The sequence below is a fragment of the Arthrobacter sp. TmT3-37 genome, assembly GCF_054510835.1.
Genome location: NZ_JBTNDU010000001.1, coordinates 114,641 through 128,455 on the forward strand (window position 1 = coordinate 114,641; position 13,815 = coordinate 128,455).

Annotated in this window: 16 protein-coding genes and 1 pseudogene; 7 read left to right on the forward strand and 10 right to left on the reverse strand. The window is 70.4% G+C overall.

Going from position 1 to position 13,815, the window contains the following annotated elements; translation table 11 throughout:
• Window positions 1-25: 25 nt before the first annotated feature.
• The 3 genes from ACX80U_RS00450 to sigE form a co-directional block, all read right to left on the reverse strand.
• Window positions 26-436 (reverse strand): Sec-independent protein translocase family protein, encoded by a 411-nt coding sequence (locus ACX80U_RS00450; RefSeq protein WP_459267061.1) that lies wholly within the window; start codon window positions 434-436, stop codon window positions 26-28.
• Window positions 437-531: 95 nt separating this feature from the next.
• Window positions 532-1,500 carry an anti-sigma factor family protein gene (locus ACX80U_RS00455; RefSeq protein WP_459267062.1) on the reverse strand — a complete coding sequence of 323 codons (969 nt, stop codon included), beginning with the start codon at window positions 1,498-1,500 and terminating at the stop codon, window positions 532-534.
• A 4-nt stretch (window positions 1,501-1,504) separates the two neighbouring features.
• On the reverse strand, window positions 1,505-2,152 hold the full coding sequence (gene sigE / locus ACX80U_RS00460) for an RNA polymerase sigma factor SigE (protein WP_432206143.1): 648 nt from the start codon (window positions 2,150-2,152) through the stop codon (window positions 1,505-1,507).
• 304 nt (window positions 2,153-2,456) lie between these two features.
• Here sigE and ACX80U_RS00465 point away from each other — a divergent pair, with 304 nt between their 5' ends.
• On the forward strand, window positions 2,457-3,095 hold the full coding sequence (locus ACX80U_RS00465; RefSeq protein WP_459267063.1) for an O-methyltransferase: 639 nt from the start codon (window positions 2,457-2,459) through the stop codon (window positions 3,093-3,095).
• A 12-nt stretch (window positions 3,096-3,107) separates the two neighbouring features.
• Here the strand turns inward: ACX80U_RS00465 and ACX80U_RS00470 are convergent, their stop codons facing one another.
• The 5 genes and pseudogenes from ACX80U_RS00470 to ACX80U_RS00490 all read right to left on the reverse strand — a co-directional run bounded on the left by ACX80U_RS00470 (window position 3,108) and on the right by ACX80U_RS00490 (window position 6,666).
• Window positions 3,108-3,275: a DUF3117 domain-containing protein gene (locus tag ACX80U_RS00470; protein ID WP_087076540.1), complete on the reverse strand. Its 168-nt coding sequence runs from the start codon at window positions 3,273-3,275 to the stop codon at window positions 3,108-3,110.
• A gap of 166 nt (window positions 3,276-3,441) precedes the next feature.
• Window positions 3,442-4,653, reverse strand: a complete 1,212-nt coding sequence (locus ACX80U_RS00475; protein ID WP_459267064.1) for a hypothetical protein — start codon at window positions 4,651-4,653, stop codon at window positions 3,442-3,444.
• 131 nt (window positions 4,654-4,784) lie between these two features.
• A pseudogene (locus ACX80U_RS00480) lies at window positions 4,785-5,351 on the reverse strand (DNA-3-methyladenine glycosylase I); the annotation flags it as partial.
• Entirely contained in the window at window positions 5,348-5,746 is a 399-nt protein-coding gene (locus tag ACX80U_RS00485) for a DivIVA domain-containing protein (protein WP_459267065.1), read from the reverse strand. The gene ACX80U_RS00485 and the pseudogene ACX80U_RS00480, both read right to left, overlap by 4 nt.
• Window positions 5,747-5,781: 35 nt before the next feature.
• On the reverse strand, window positions 5,782-6,666 hold the full coding sequence (locus ACX80U_RS00490; protein WP_459267066.1) for an LOG family protein: 885 nt from the start codon (window positions 6,664-6,666) through the stop codon (window positions 5,782-5,784).
• Between the two features lie 118 nt (window positions 6,667-6,784).
• Here ACX80U_RS00490 and ACX80U_RS00495 point away from each other — a divergent pair, with 118 nt between their 5' ends.
• The 4 genes from ACX80U_RS00495 (at window position 6,785) to ACX80U_RS00510 (ending at window position 10,081) form a co-directional block, all read left to right on the forward strand.
• Window positions 6,785-7,561 carry an amino acid ABC transporter ATP-binding protein gene (locus ACX80U_RS00495; RefSeq protein WP_459267067.1) on the forward strand — a complete coding sequence of 259 codons (777 nt, stop codon included), beginning with the start codon at window positions 6,785-6,787 and terminating at the stop codon, window positions 7,559-7,561.
• 59 nt (window positions 7,562-7,620) lie between these two features.
• Window positions 7,621-8,460, forward strand: coding sequence for a transporter substrate-binding domain-containing protein (locus ACX80U_RS00500; RefSeq protein WP_133080994.1), 840 nt, complete (start codon window positions 7,621-7,623; stop codon window positions 8,458-8,460).
• Between the two features lie 77 nt (window positions 8,461-8,537).
• Window positions 8,538-9,215 carry an amino acid ABC transporter permease gene (locus ACX80U_RS00505; RefSeq protein WP_133080995.1) on the forward strand — a complete coding sequence of 226 codons (678 nt, stop codon included), beginning with the start codon at window positions 8,538-8,540 and terminating at the stop codon, window positions 9,213-9,215.
• Complete coding sequence (locus ACX80U_RS00510) at window positions 9,212-10,081, forward strand: amino acid ABC transporter permease (protein ID WP_133080996.1); 870 nt, start codon at window positions 9,212-9,214, stop codon at window positions 10,079-10,081. The genes ACX80U_RS00505 and ACX80U_RS00510 overlap by 4 nt, the downstream gene beginning before the upstream one ends.
• 73 nt (window positions 10,082-10,154) lie before the next feature.
• On the opposite strand, the gene dapE is transcribed toward ACX80U_RS00510, so the two are convergent.
• Window positions 10,155-11,246, reverse strand: coding sequence for a succinyl-diaminopimelate desuccinylase (dapE, locus tag ACX80U_RS00515; RefSeq protein WP_459267068.1), 1,092 nt, complete (start codon window positions 11,244-11,246; stop codon window positions 10,155-10,157).
• Between the two features lie 33 nt (window positions 11,247-11,279).
• On the opposite strand from dapE, the gene dapD reads away from it, so the two are divergent.
• Together dapD and ACX80U_RS00525 are read left to right on the forward strand one after the other, a co-directional pair.
• Window positions 11,280-12,260 carry a 2,3,4,5-tetrahydropyridine-2,6-dicarboxylate N-succinyltransferase gene (gene dapD / locus ACX80U_RS00520; RefSeq protein ID WP_459267069.1) on the forward strand — a complete coding sequence of 327 codons (981 nt, stop codon included), beginning with the start codon at window positions 11,280-11,282 and terminating at the stop codon, window positions 12,258-12,260.
• A 66-nt stretch (window positions 12,261-12,326) separates the two neighbouring features.
• On the forward strand, window positions 12,327-13,142 hold the full coding sequence (locus tag ACX80U_RS00525) for a hypothetical protein (RefSeq protein ID WP_459267337.1): 816 nt from the start codon (window positions 12,327-12,329) through the stop codon (window positions 13,140-13,142).
• A gap of 12 nt (window positions 13,143-13,154) precedes the next feature.
• On the opposite strand, the gene ACX80U_RS00530 is transcribed toward ACX80U_RS00525, so the two are convergent.
• Window positions 13,155-13,763: a hypothetical protein gene (locus ACX80U_RS00530; RefSeq protein WP_459267070.1), complete on the reverse strand. Its 609-nt coding sequence runs from the start codon at window positions 13,761-13,763 to the stop codon at window positions 13,155-13,157.
• Window positions 13,764-13,815 lie beyond the last annotated feature (52 nt).

Below are 13,815 nucleotides of genomic sequence, written 5' to 3' on the forward strand. Positions count from 1 at the left end.
GCCGAGCGGAGCGCCATCCCCGGGTCTAGGTGGCCTCGAGGTCGTACGGAGCGGACTGCCCCGTCCCGAGGCGGGGGCCGAACGGCACGGTCGCATCCGGGCGGACGGCACCGGCAGCTGCCACCGCGGGAGCAGGGGCGGCCTTCGGGGCGCCGCTGCTCACGGGCTTGAAGACGTCCTCGATGTCGTCGAGGAGGGCTTCCTTGATGATCCGGCGGGGATCGTACTGGCGTGGGTCGAGCTTCCGCCAGTCGACCTCGTCCAGTTCCGGACCGACTTCCTCCCGGAGCTGCTCGCGCGCACCCGAGGCCATGCGGCGCAGGCCCTTGACGAGACGGGCGAGCTGGGCGGCGTACTCCGGAAGACGCTCCGGGCCGAGCACCATGACGGCGATGATCGCCAGGACCACGAGTTCGAGGCCGTTGATTCCCAACACGTGAAAAGACTACCTTCCCGGCCTGCGCCGACCACATTCGCCGCCACCGCGGGCCGGCCGTGCCCGTGGGAGTCACGGACCGGCGACACCGCCGGTCAGCCGCCGTTCTCCTCGGGGTGGGTGATCGTCGAGAGACCGCGGAGGATGCGCTCCACCATGGAGTCGTCCCCGCCCTGCGGCGCCAGCGCGAGCTGGGCGTGCTCCGCCGTCACGAGCTGGCTGAGCGTCTGTGGCATGGCGGCCGCGGGCAGGTCGGACACCACGGTGTAGGTGACCGACGGCGAATCGAGGACTACCTGCCAGGGCCGGCCGGAGAGGACCCAGACGTCCTGGCCTGCACCGCCGACGTGCTCGAAGCCGTCCTGCGTCACGATGTTCCCGGTAACGGCGTTCAGCGGCGGAGCAGCGGCATCCACAGCGCCGCCGACCTTTCGCTGTTCGTAGACGGTCACGGTGTCGCCGTCGTTCTCCAGGACGAGTTCCAGGGTCGGTGTGCCGTCGACGGTGATGCCCTCGGCGCTGCGGAGGTCGAAGCCGAGCGATTCGAGTTCCGGGCAGTACCAGCCGCCGGCCCGCAGGGTCTCCAGCTGGTCGGTGTCCAGGTAGGTGGGCGTCCGGGGTGCCACGGCCTCCCAGCCGGCGCGCAACGCGGTGGTGCCGCCGGCCTCGGCGACCGTCGCGGGCCGGGTCTCCGATCCGATGACGTAGGCGCTGGCCAGGAGCGCGGCGACGACGGCGGCGGACCCACCGGCCGTGGCGACCAGCGTGCGGCGGCTGCGGACGGGACCGGTGCGCTCGTGATGGGCGCGTACGAAGGCCGCACTCGAGCCGGTCCGCTCCTGGACCCCGGCGGACCCGAACCCGGGCGACAGCAGCCTGCGCTGCAGGTCCGGGTCGGGTGACGGGTTGCGCAGTCCCAGCAGCGCGCTCTTGAGACGTCGGAGCCGGGCCACGCCCGCAGCGCACGAGGCGCAGCGGGAGACATGGCGCTCCACAGCGATGCGGCGCCTGTCGGACAACTCACCGTCGACGAGGTCCTGTAGCGAGCGATGGGGATGCAGCATCGGCCTAGCCCAGACCGGCGATCCGTGGCACGCCGAGGGCGGGACCGTTCCCGCCCGACCGGCGCGGGTCGCGGTGGGCGAGCTTCTCCCGCAGCATGGTGCGGCCGCGGTGGATGCGCGAGCGGACGGTACCGAGCTTCACCCCGAGCACCTGCGCCACCTCGTCGTAGGCGAGGCCTTCGAGGTCGCAGAGCACGACGGCTGCGCGGAAGTCCGGCGGCAGTTCCTCCAGTGCCGACTGCACGTCGATGTCCAGGTTGTTGAACTCGAAGCTGCGCTCGGGGCCCGGGTGCTTGCTCGGGAGGCGGCTCTCGGCCTCTTCGGTGAGTCCGTCGAACCGGATGCGCGTCTTCCGTCGGGCCTGATCGAGGAACAGGTTGGTGGTGATGCGGTGCAGCCAGCCGTCGAGCGTTCCGGGCTTGAAATTCGCGAGGGAACGGAAGACCCGCACGAAGACCTCCTGGGTGAGGTCCTCGGCGTCGAACCTGTTGCCCGTGAGCCGGTACGCGAGGCGATAGACCTTCGGTGAGTAGTTGGTGACGACTTCTTCCCAGGATGGTGCGACCCAGGGGTTGCCGTGCTCGTCGAGCAGCGGCTCGTCCGCGCCCGTGCCGGCCTCCACGGCGATCTGCCCCGCCTTGACACTAGACATCATGTTCCCCTTCTCGCCGCGAATCCCGAACAGGCTGCGTCCCGCGGGCGCACGACCTGCGGGAGTACCGGGGATTCGGGACTGCGCTGCTGCTGGATGTCCCGAGAGAAAAGTCTTTCGTACCAAGCTGGGAACTCGCTGGCAGATCCGTGGACGTCGCTCTCCCCCGGTGCCGTGGGTCACGCACCGTCCGCCCCGGTACAGGACGCGCCGCATGGAAGTCCTGCTGCGCCGCACAGTAGGGTTGGGGCGGGGCTTCCGCCCCTTCCAGCCCGCATCCCCGAGAACCATAGAACGGACGTCCATGGCCGCCGACAAACACAGCAGCTGGTCCTACACGGAAGGACTCCCCGACGAGGACGACATCCTCCTTCGGGCCCGAGACCGCTCCCACGAACTCGGTGTCACCCCCGTGACGCCTGCGGTCGGCGCGGCGCTCACCGTGCTGGCTGCGGCGTCGAAGGCGAGCACCGCCGTCGAGGTGGGCGCCGGCGCAGGCGTGTCCGGCGTCTGCCTGCTGAGGGGACTCGGACGGAACGCGGTGCTGACGACGATCGACTCCGACGTGGACCACCTCCGCGCCGCGCGCGAGGCCTACTCGGAGGCCGGCATCCCGTCCAACCGCACGCGCACCATCTCGGGCCGCGCCGCCGATGTCCTCCCGCGCCTGACGGACCGCGCGTACGACCTGGTCTTCATCGACGCGGACAAGCCCGGGCTCCCGGCCTACGTCGAGCAGGCCACACGCCTGCTCAAGGACGGTGGGATCATGATCGTCAACGACGCCCTGGACCAGGACCGGGTGGCCGAGCCGGCCGTCCGGGAGCAGTCGACCAACACACTGCGCCAGGTCGGCCGGATCATCCGGGAGAACGAGTCCCTCGTGTCGGCGCTCCTGCCGACCGGGACCGGGCTCCTGCTGGCGGTGAAGCAGCGCGCCTGACGGCGCTGCCGCCTAGGTGGTGACGGTGAGCAGGCAGTCCTTGAGCTTGCCCGCTTCTTCCGCGTTGAGCTCGACGACCAGGCGTCCGCCCCCGTCGATCGGCACCCGCATGATGAGGCTGCGCCCTTCCTTGGTGACTTCCATCGGTCCATCGCCGGTACGCGGTTTCATGGCAGCCATGGGGAGTGTCCCTTTCAACAGGGCGCAACCGCGGTCAGCGGCAGCGCGACAGTAAACGGTGCGCCTGACCCGGTGGCCCGATGAGGGTCCCGGTGGTGCACGTCATCCCCTTCATTATTCAGCACAAGGCCTGCTCCTGCTAATTCAGGTGCGGCGTGGATCACACTCAGGGTGGATAATCACCGTCCGGCCCGGACGGCGTCCACGCCCACAGCCAGTCCACCCAGAGGAACTGGAGGACCACCGACACCGGCAGGAGCACCCACAGGACGCGGCCGCCGCCCAGGCGTGCGCCCGCGAGCGCCAGGGGGAAGAGCGGCAGCAGGATGCGCCAGGTGCTGGACTGCGGATCCCAGAACGCCGCGAGGTACAGCAGGTAGCCGGCGCACCAGGCGCCGAGCACCAGCCCGATCGAGCGCACGGCCGGCGAGAGGAAGAGGGCGACGCCGCCCATCACCAGCGCCACGACCACCAGCGCTCCCGCCGCGGGTCCCAGCACGGCGGCCGGCGCCTCGAACCACGGCACGAAGGGTGCCAGCGCCTCTCCGCGCCAGGCGGTCTCGGTCGCGACATAGGCGTCGCGCTGGCCGGTGACCACCCACGCGGCGACGGGCCATGCGACGGCGGAGAGCGAGGCGACGACCCCCAGCAGGAACAGCGGCCGCACCCGCCCTGCGGCGCTGCGCCCGGCGGCGCCGTCCGACCGGTGCGCGACCTGCAGCGCGTGGAGGAACAGGATCCCGACCATGATGGCGAACGGCACTCCGGCAGGACGCGCGGAACACATGAGCACGACGACGGGCATCGCCGCGTAGTAGCGGTGCGTGGCGACGAGGTAGAGCGCGGAGGCGAGCAGCAGCAGGTGAAGCGACTCCGCGTAGGGCACCTGCAGGATGGCGGCGACGGGCGCGAAGGACACCACCGCGACGCCCGCGAGGGCCCCCGCGGCGTCGGAGCGGAGCCGGAACAGCCGGTACACCACGAGGGAAGCACCGGCAGCGGCCGCGATGGACACGGAGGGCGCGAGGATCCCCCAGCCGAGGCCCGTGACGGCATCGAGCGCGCGGACCAGTCCCGGGAAGAGCGGGTGGAACGCCCACTGGTTGTGGAGGACCGTGCCGCCGGCGTCCCGCGGCAGATCGGAGGGGTAGCCCTCCGTGAAGATGCGCTCGTACCAGCCGCTGTCCCAGTAGTCGATGAAGGTGCCGTAGGCGGGTGAGGGCCCGGACCAGGGGCTCGCGCCCTGGCGCGACGCAGCGAGGAGGAGGATCACGGTGGAGACGAGGCGCCCGGCGAGGAAGACCGCCAGCACCGACACGGGCCAGGGCACCCGGCGGAGCGATGCCCGGCGCACCCCGGCCGTCCCCGTGCTGCTCACGGAACGGTCGGGGAGGCGACGGCCAGGTCGGCCGGGTCGGCCGGGTCGGCCGGGTCGGCCGGGTCGGCCAGATCGGACGGGTCGGCCGGATCGGCCGGGGAGGTGAGCACCGCCGGCCCTGCCGCCACCCGGACCCAGCAGTCGCGGAGGTGGTCGTCCACGTAGCCCGTGGCCTGCAGCATCGCGTACGCCGTCGTCGGTCCCACGAAGCGGAAGCCGAAGCTGCGGAGCTCCCGGGCCAGTGCCGTGCTCTCGGGCGTGATGGCAGGGACGTCCGCAAGGGTCGCGGGCACGGCTTCCTGCAGGGGTCGGTGGGCCTCCAGCAGCGATCCGAGGGTCGTGCCGTCCGGCAACGCCAGCAGCGCCGCCGCGTTCGAGATGGTGGCCTCGATCTTCTGCCGGTTGCGGACGATACCGGCGTCGTTCATCAGGCGCTCGACGTCCCCGGGGCCGAACCGTGCCACGGCCGCCGGGTCGAAGCCGGCGAAGGCCGTGCGGAACGCCTCCCGCTTGCGCAGGATCGTGATCCAGCTCAGGCCCGACTGGAACGCCTCGAGGCTCAGCCGTTCGAAGAGCCCCGCCTCGGTGGGGACGGGCCTCCCCCACTCCTCGTCGTGGTACCGCTCGTACTCCGCGCTGGAGACCGCCCAGCCGCACCGGAGCCGGCCGTCCGATCCCGGGACCGCGATGCCGGTCATCCGGCGTCCTTCGCGGCGAGCCGCGAGCGCAGGTCCCCGATGAGGGCGTCGCGTTCCTCGAGCGCCGCCGCCAGCCGGTCGAGGACCTCGTCCACCTGGTCCATCCGGTAGCCGCGGAGGCCGAGACCGAAGCGGACGGCATCGACATCCGCCGCGGCGGGCACGTCGGGGAGCAGGACGGGCGGCAGCGACGCCACCGGTTCCACCAGTCCCAACCCGTCCCCCTGCACCCGGGGGGTGCCGGACCCGGTGCGGGCGACGGCCGCGGCGTCCGGCCCGTCGGCGCGGGTACCCGGTGCGAACCCGTGCAGGGCCGCAGGGAGCGGACGCCCCGAGGCGAGGACCGCGGTCCCTCCCACCAGCAGGATGGCGAAGATCACCAGGAAGATAGTCACAGCGCTATGGTGTCAGAGTTCCTCCGGAGCAACCCTCAGCCGCGGTGATCGTGACCGGCCGACGCGGCCACGATCCGCACGGCCTCCTCGGCGGTGTCGACCAGCTGCAGCAGCGAGAGGTCCTGCCGGGAGACGGTGCCCTCGGCGAGCAGGGTGCCTTCGATCCATTCGACCAGGGGGCGCCAGTAGTCCTTCCCGATCAGCACGATCGGGAAGGAGGTCACCTTGCCCGTCTGCACGAGGGTCATCGCCTCGAACAGCTCGTCGAGGGTACCGAAGCCACCCGGCAGCACGACGAAACCGCTCGCGTACTTGACGAACATGGTCTTCCGCGCGAAGAAGTAGCGGAAGTTGATGCCGAGGTCCACCCACTCGTTCATCCCCTGCTCGAAGGGCAGCTCGATGCCCAGGCCCACGGAGGTACCGCCGGCCTCGCAGGCGCCCTTGTTCGCCGCCTCCATCGCGCCCGGACCGCCCCCCGTGATGACCGCGTAGCCGGATTCCACGAGCCTGCGGCCCACCTCCTCGCCGATCGCGTAGTACGAGGAGTCGCGCGCGGTCCGGGCCGAACCGAAGACGCTGATGGCCGGACCAAGGTCCGCCAGCGTCCCGAAGCCCTCCACGAACTCGCTCTGGATGCGCAGCACGCGCCACGGGTCGGTGCGGGTGAAGCCTCCGGATTCGTCGGCGTCGAGGAGCATGTTGTCCGACTGCGGGACCGTCGCCTGGCCGCGCCTCAACTCGACCGAGCCCTTCCGTCGGGTGGCCCGGCCCGCTCCCGCGGGATCGGTCGCACGACTGCCGGACGTGCCGTCCGTGTCGGGGGTTGCGGACCGCCCCGGTCCGGCAAGGGCGCCGTCGTCGTGCACGGTGGTGGTCCCGGTGTCGCTGCTGGCCGAGGGGTGCTGGGAGGGAGACATTTCCCTAGGCTAGCCAACGGAAAGGCCGGCGGGCGGCTTTTGATTGCTCTTTAATCACAATCGGTGCCTTTACCCCACTGTGTATTGCTGGCAGGGAATAGTTCGCTAGATTTCTCCCATGACAAGTGAACCGCAACCGGCTGCGCCCGCGTCCTCGGGAACTCCCCTCGTCTCCCTCCGGGACGTGAACAAACATTTCGGGGACCTGCACGTCCTTCGGAACATCAACCTGGACGTCGCCCGCGGTGAGGTCGTGGTTGTCATCGGCCCCTCCGGCTCCGGGAAGTCGACGCTCTGCCGCGCCATCAACCGGCTCGAGACCATCGACAACGGCGAGATCACCATCGACGGCAAGGTGCTCCCCGCAGAGGGCAAGGCCCTGGCGAAACTCCGCGCCGACGTCGGGATGGTCTTCCAGTCGTTCAACCTCTTCGCCCACAAGTCGATCCTCGAGAACGTCACGCTCGGTCCGGTGAAGGTCCGGGGCATGAAGGGCGGCGAGGCGAAGGAGCTCGCGATGTCGCTGCTCAAGCGCGTGGGCGTCGACAACCAGGCGCAGAAGCTCCCGGCGCAGCTGTCCGGGGGGCAGCAGCAGCGCGTCGCGATCGCCCGTGCGCTCGCCATGAAGCCCAAGGTCATGCTGTTCGACGAGCCCACCTCGGCGCTCGACCCGGAGATGATCAACGAGGTCCTCGACGCCATGGTGGCCCTCGCGAGGGAGGGCATGACCATGATCGTGGTGACCCACGAGATGGGCTTCGCCCGCCGGGCCGCCGACCGCGTGATCTTCATGGCGGACGGCCAGATCATGGAGCAGGCCACGCCTGAGGAGTTCTTCACGAATCCGCAGAGCGAGCGCGCCAAGGACTTCCTCGGCAAGATCCTCTCGCACTGACCCCCCGCACCATCCGCATACCAGAAGGCCTCCGGAAGGCCCCAACGCAAGGAGAACCAATGCAGAAGACCCGATATGCAGCAGCCGCGGTAGCTGCGGTGGCCGCACTGACGCTGTCCGCCTGTGGCGGCGGCGACAGCGCCGAGTCGGAGGGCGGCGAGAGCGGCAGCGCCGAGACCGTCCGCATCGGCATCAAGTTCGACCAGCCGGGCCTCGGCTACGACGAGGGCGGCTCCTACTCGGGCTTCGACGTCGACGTCGCGAAGTACGTCGCGAACGAGCTCGGGTACACCGAGGAGCAGATCGAGTTCGTGGAAGCCCCGTCGGCGAACCGCGAGAACCTGCTGTCCAACAGCCAGGTGGACATGATCTTCGCGACGTACTCCATCACCGACACCCGCAAGGAGACCGTCGACTTCGCCGGTCCGTACTTCGTGGCCGGCCAGGACCTCCTCGTCCCCACGGACAGCGACATCGCCGGCCCCGAGGACCTCGAGGGCAAGAACCTGTGCTCCGTGACCGGGTCCACCTCCGCCCAGAAGATCAAGGACCAGTACCCCGGGGTGCAGCTCGTCGAGCAGCCCGGCTACGCGGAGTGCGTCACCGCGATGGGCGGCGGCCAGATCGACGCCGTCACCACCGATGACATCATCCTCGCCGGCCTCGCCGCGCAGGAGTCCAACGCCGGCAAGTTCAAGGTCGTCGGCAACACGTTCTCCGAGGAGAACTACGGCGTCGGGCTCCCCAAGGGCAGCGACATGTGCGAGGACATCAATGCGGCCATCACCAAGATGATTGACGACGGTGCCTGGGAAGAAGCGATCACCAGCAACACCGAGGGTGCCGACTACACCTTCAACGCAGAGCTGAACCCGCCGACCCCGGCGCCCTGCGCGTAGCACCGCAATCATTGGTGGGGTGGTCCGCACGGACCACCCCACCAATGCCATGTTCCCCACCAGGAAAGAGGTGAACCGTGGAGAACTACCTGTCGCTGTTCGAGACCTACGACGTGCCCGCAGCGTTCTGGGTCAACATCCAGCTGTCGTTCTGGGCCGCCATCTGGGCCCTGGCCATCGGTACGGTGCTGGCACTGTTCCGTATCTCCCCCATCCCCAGCCTGCAGTGGTTCGGGGCGGCCTACGTCAACATCTTCCGTAACACCCCGCTGACGATCATCCTCGCGTTCGGGTTCCTCGGTCTGTTCTCCGTCATGCAGATCAGCCTGGCGAGTGACCTCAACCTCAGCCTGTTCCGGATCGCGATCGTGGGACTGGCGCTCTACCATGCCGCCTTCGTCTGCGAGGCGATCCGCAGCGGCGTGAACACGGTTCCGCTCGGCCAGGCCGAAGCGGCGCGTGCCATCGGACTCAGCTTCCTCCCCGCCGCGCGCCTCATCATCCTGCCCCAGGCGTTCCGCGGGGCGATCGCCCCGCTCGGCAACGTCCTGATCGCCCTCATCAAGAATTCGACCGTCGCCGCGGCCGGCTCGGTCGCCACCGAGTCCTCCGGCCTCATGAAGACCATGATCGAGTTCCGGTCGGACCTCGTGATCCCGATCTTCCTCACCTTCGCCCTCGGCTTCGTGATCCTGGTGATCCCGATCGGTCTCCTGACCACCTGGGCCTCACGGAAACTGGCGGTGGCACGATGAGCGTCCAACAGGTCCTGTTCGACGCCCCCGGCCCGCGCGCCCGGCGCAACATCCTCATCGGCAACATCGTGGGTGTGCTGGTCGTCCTCGGCATCCTCGCCTGGGTGGTCTCCGCCCTGGCGGACAAGGGCCAGCTGACCGGGAGCATGTGGTCACCCTTCCTCGAGTCGAGGACCTGGGAGTTCTTCATCCTGCCCGGGCTGCTCAACACCCTGAAGGCCGCCGGCATCTCGATCGTCACCTCGGTCCTCTTCGGGCTGATCTTCGGCGTCGGGAGGCTCTCGCACGCCGCGCCGATCCGCTGGTTCGCCGGCCTGGTCGTGGAGGTCCTGCGCGCGGTCCCCGTGCTGCTCATGATGATCTTCTTCTGGCTGGCGCTCGGCAGTTCGGGCGCCGTCCAGCCGCAGGACGCACCACTGATCGCCGTGATCATCGCCCTGACGCTCTACAACGGGTCGGTCATCGCCGAGCTCGTGCGCTCCGGCGTCCACGGCCTGCCGAAGGGCCAGCGCGAGGCGGGCATGGCGATCGGCCTGACCCGGAACCAGTCGCTGCGCTCCATCGAGGTCCCGCAGGCCCTGATCGCCATGCTGCCGGCCCTGATCAGCCAGTTCGTGGTGATCCTGAAGGACTCCGCGCTGGGCTTCATCATCACCTACCCGGAGCTGCTGCAGTTCACGCGGCGCCTGGGGGTGGGCGAGGGCAACGTGATCCCGTCGCTGTTCGTCGCGGCAGCGATCTTCATCGCCATCAACTTCGCGCTCTCCACGCTGGCGACCCGGCTCTCCACGCTCCTCAGCTTCCGGACGAAGGGGCGCAAGCCGGCCGCGAAGGGCGCCATCGCCATGGATGCCGCCTCCACCTGAGGAGGCACCGCACCACATCCGTGGACGACGAAGGGCCCGGCACCAGCCGGGCCCTTCGTCGTGTGTGGTCGGGTCAGGACAGCCAGGTGGTCAGGGCGCGGAGGCATGCGCGCACCGCGTCGGCCTGCACGTGCTCGTCGTCCGTGTGCGCGAGCAGTGCGTCGCCCGGACCGAAGTTGACCGCCGGTATGCCGAGGGCGCTGAACCGCGCGACGTCGGTCCAGCCGTACTTCGGCTTCGGTTCGGCGCCGACAGCCGCCACGAAGGCCGCCGCCGCCGGATGGTGGAGACCGGGCCGCGCTCCCGCGGCGGCGTCGGTCCGCTCGACGGAGAAGCCCTCGAGCAGCGCCCGCACGTACTGCTCCGCCTGCTCGGGCGTCTTGTCCGGCGCGAAGCGGTAGTTCACCTCGATGACCGTGCTGTCCGGGATCACGTTGCCGGCCGTGCCGCCGCTGATCTTGACCGCGTTCAAGCTCTCCCGGTAGTCGAGCCCGTCGACATGGACGGTCGCCGGCTCGTGGTCGCGGAGCCGGACGAGGATCTCGGCGGCGCCGTGGATGGCGTTCTCCCCCATCCAGGCGCGGGCGGAGTGCGATGCCTTCCCGGTGACGCGCACGTCGAAGCGCGCGGTGCCGTTGCACCCTCCCTCCACCGTGCCGTCCGTGGGTTCGAGGAGGACCGCGAAGTCCGCCTCCAGCCACTCCGGATGGGACACGGCCACGCGGCCCAGCCCGCTGAGCGAGGCCTCGACCTCCTCGTGGTCGTAGAAGATGAAGGTGATGTCGCGGCTCGGCGCGGTGAGCGCGGCGGCGAGCGCGAGCTGCACGGCCACGCCCCCCTTCATGTCCGTCGCTCCCCGGCCGAAGAGCACATCCCCGTCCCAGGTGGACGGGACCGTCCCCCTCGACCCGGCGGTGGTGGGCAGCGGAACGGTGTCCAGATGACCGGCGAGGATGACCCGCTCGGCGCGGCCGAGCCGCGTCCGCGCCAGCACGCAGTCGCCGTCGCGGACCACCTCGAGGTGCTGCAGGGGTCGCAGGGCCCGCTCGACGGCGTCGGCGATGCCCGCCTCGTTGCCCGAGACGCTCTCGACGTCGATCAGTCGGGCTGTGAGCTGGGCGACGTCGGAGGCCAGGTCGAGCTCCACGGAGGGTGTCTGAATCATGCTGCAACCCTATCCCTCGGTAGACTGCTGCCCATGACTCCTCCTACGCCCAGCCCTTCCCTGCCCGGAGCCTCCCAGCGTGTGGGCGGTGGCATCGGCCTCGCGACGGTGGCCTCGGACGGCACCGTCCTGGATACGTGGTTCCCCGCCCCCTGGCTCGGAGCCGATCCGATGGACGCCGCCGCGCAGCAGGGGTTGCGCAACACCCTCGAGACGCTCGCAGGCTCCGGGTCCGACGACGCGCGGCTGGTGACCCAGCGGGTCGTGGACCTCGCCGTGGATCCGGACGACGCCCCGGCCGGGACCGAGGACGCGTACCTGAGGCTGCACCTGCTCTCCCACCGGCTCGTCGAGCCCAACACCATCAACCTCGACGGCATCTTCGGGCTCCTGGCCACTGTGGTCTGGACGAACCACGGACCGGCCCCCGTGCAGGGCTTCGAGACCGTCCGGGCCGCCCTGCGGGCGCGCGGACCCGTGGCCGTGCACGGCGTCGACAAGTTCCCGCGCATGGTGGACTACGTGGTGCCGGCAGGCGTGAGGATCGCCGACGCCGATCGTGTCCGCCTGGGTGCCCATCTCGCCGACGGCACCACCGTGATGCACGAGGGCTTCGTGAACTTCAACGCGGGCACCCTCGGCCACTCCATGGTCGAGGGCCGTATCTCCGCGGGTGTGGTGGTGGGCAACGGCTCCGACATCGGCGGCGGCGCCTCGATCATGGGCACCCTCTCGGGTGGCGGCAAGGAACGCATCACCATCGGTGAGCGCTGCCTGCTCGGCGCCGAGTCCGGTGTGGGCATCTCCCTCGGGGACGACTGCGTGGTCGAGGCCGGCCTGTACCTCACGGCCGGCACCAAGGTGACCCTTCAGGACGGGACGCTCGTGAAGGCCAAGGACCTCTCAGGTGAACCGGGCATCCTCTTCCTGCGCAACTCCGCCACCGGTGCGGTCGAGGCACGTCCGCGCACCGGCGACGGGATCGCGCTCAACCCGGCCCTGCACGCCAACTAGCCCGTGGTGCCGCGGCCCCCCTCCGCTGCTGTCCGTCGCCGCCGGCGCCGGCTGCGGACCGGTGCCATGCTCGCCGCCCTCGGGATCGTCGTCGTCGGCGGTGGCGTCCTCGCGCTCGACCAGCTCCAGGACAGCGAGGTATTGGTCCGTGAACGCTGCAGTGCCACGGTGGGCGCCGATACCTTCGAGCTGAGCCCGACGCAGGCCGGGAACGCCGCCCTGATCTCCGGCGTCGCCGTCCAGCGCGGCCTGCCTGCGCGGGCGGCGTCCATCGCGATCGCCACGGCCATCCAGGAGTCGCGGCTCGAGAACATCGGCTACGGGGACGACGCCGGCCCCGACTCCCGCGGGCTGTTCCAGCAGCGGCCCTCGCAGGGCTGGGGCACGGAGGAGCAGGTCATGACGCCGCTCTACGCCACCGGCGCCTTCTACGACGCCCTGGTGGAGGTGCCGGGCTACGAGACGCTGCCCATCACCGAGGCGGCGCAGACGGTCCAGCGGTCCGCCTACCCCGAGGCGTACGCGGACCACGAGCCGGAAGGACGCGCCTTCGCCTCCGCGCTGACGGGCAACTCCCCTGCCGCCCTCGACTGCACGCTCCGGGAACCGGCCGCGGACGGCGACACCATCGCGGTGTCCGACGCCGCCGACGAGGTCTTCGGGCCGCTCGGGGGCGTCGCCGACGGGAGGACCCTCACCCTGGGCGTGAGCGGGACGACGGGCTGGGCGGCCGCGCAGTGGGCCGTCGCGAACGCCGCCGATCTGCACATCACCTCGGTCGCCTACGGGGGCCTTGAATGGGTGAGGTCCGACGGCGGGTGGACTCCGACGCCGACGGACCCCGGGACCCTGGTCGTCACCGTCGCAGGGATGACGCCCTGACCGGCCAACGGCTCAGGCGAGCACCCTGACCACCGGCTCCACATAGCTGCGGAAGGACCGCTCGTCGTCGAACAGCTCCTGGCACATCAGGAGTTTGTCCGGCTCCACCCACCACGCGCGGTGGACGCCCAGCGGGAGTTCGACGACCTGCAGCGTGAAGTGGCGGGCGTCCCGGCCCAGTTCCAGCTCGCGTTCCTGCACGATCCGCGCCAGCAGGTACTCCATGCTGTCGGCGCCCCTCGCCCCCGTGTGGAGGGCATACTCCGCGCACCGCTCCTCGGCCCAGTCCATGGCTGCCCCGACGTGGGCCCGCATGAGCGCCTTCAGCGCCTCCATGCCGTCCAGCGCCTCGAAGCGTGGCGGCAGGGGCAGGACGGCGTCGCTGATACGGCCTCCGAGGAGGCTGTGCCACCACGCCTCCCACTCGACCCGCGGTGCCGTGTCACCACCCGCCTGCTCGGTCAGCCGCCGGGTCTCGACCGTCCGCACGGACGGGACGACCGGCGGCAGCGCGGGGAGTCCGACCCCCCGCAGCCCGGCGCAGTCCCGCAGGTAGAGCGCCACGAGGAGCACCTGGGAGGTGTCCACGGTGAAGTACGTGCTGTACCCGGGGTACGACATGGGCCTCCTTCGGGACCGGTCGGGCTGGCTCCCAGAGTAGACCCCGCACCCG

Bases quoted from the DNA above. Each gene is read 5' to 3' on its own strand.
- ACX80U_RS00525 (WP_459267337.1), top strand. From the start codon at position 12,327: ATGCTCGCCGCCCTCGGGATCGTCGTCGTCGGCGGTGGCGTCCTCGCG.
- ACX80U_RS00530 (WP_459267070.1), bottom strand. From the start codon at position 13,763: ATGTCGTACCCCGGGTACAGCACGTACTTCACCGTGGACACCTCCCAG.
- dapD (WP_459267069.1), top strand. From the start codon at position 11,280: ATGACTCCTCCTACGCCCAGCCCTTCCCTGCCCGGAGCCTCCCAGCGT.
- ACX80U_RS00465 (WP_459267063.1), top strand. From the start codon at position 2,457: ATGGCCGCCGACAAACACAGCAGCTGGTCCTACACGGAAGGACTCCCC.
- ACX80U_RS00455 (WP_459267062.1), bottom strand. From the start codon at position 1,500: ATGCTGCATCCCCATCGCTCGCTACAGGACCTCGTCGACGGTGAGTTG.
- ACX80U_RS00490 (WP_459267066.1), bottom strand. From the start codon at position 6,666: ATGTCTCCCTCCCAGCACCCCTCGGCCAGCAGCGACACCGGGACCACC.
- ACX80U_RS00500 (WP_133080994.1), top strand. From the start codon at position 7,621: ATGCAGAAGACCCGATATGCAGCAGCCGCGGTAGCTGCGGTGGCCGCA.
- ACX80U_RS00495 (WP_459267067.1), top strand. From the start codon at position 6,785: ATGACAAGTGAACCGCAACCGGCTGCGCCCGCGTCCTCGGGAACTCCC.
- dapE (WP_459267068.1), bottom strand. From the start codon at position 11,246: ATGATTCAGACACCCTCCGTGGAGCTCGACCTGGCCTCCGACGTCGCC.
- ACX80U_RS00510 (WP_133080996.1), top strand. From the start codon at position 9,212: ATGAGCGTCCAACAGGTCCTGTTCGACGCCCCCGGCCCGCGCGCCCGG.
- sigE (WP_432206143.1), bottom strand. From the start codon at position 2,152: ATGTCTAGTGTCAAGGCGGGGCAGATCGCCGTGGAGGCCGGCACGGGC.
- ACX80U_RS00470 (WP_087076540.1), bottom strand. From the start codon at position 3,275: ATGGCTGCCATGAAACCGCGTACCGGCGATGGACCGATGGAAGTCACC.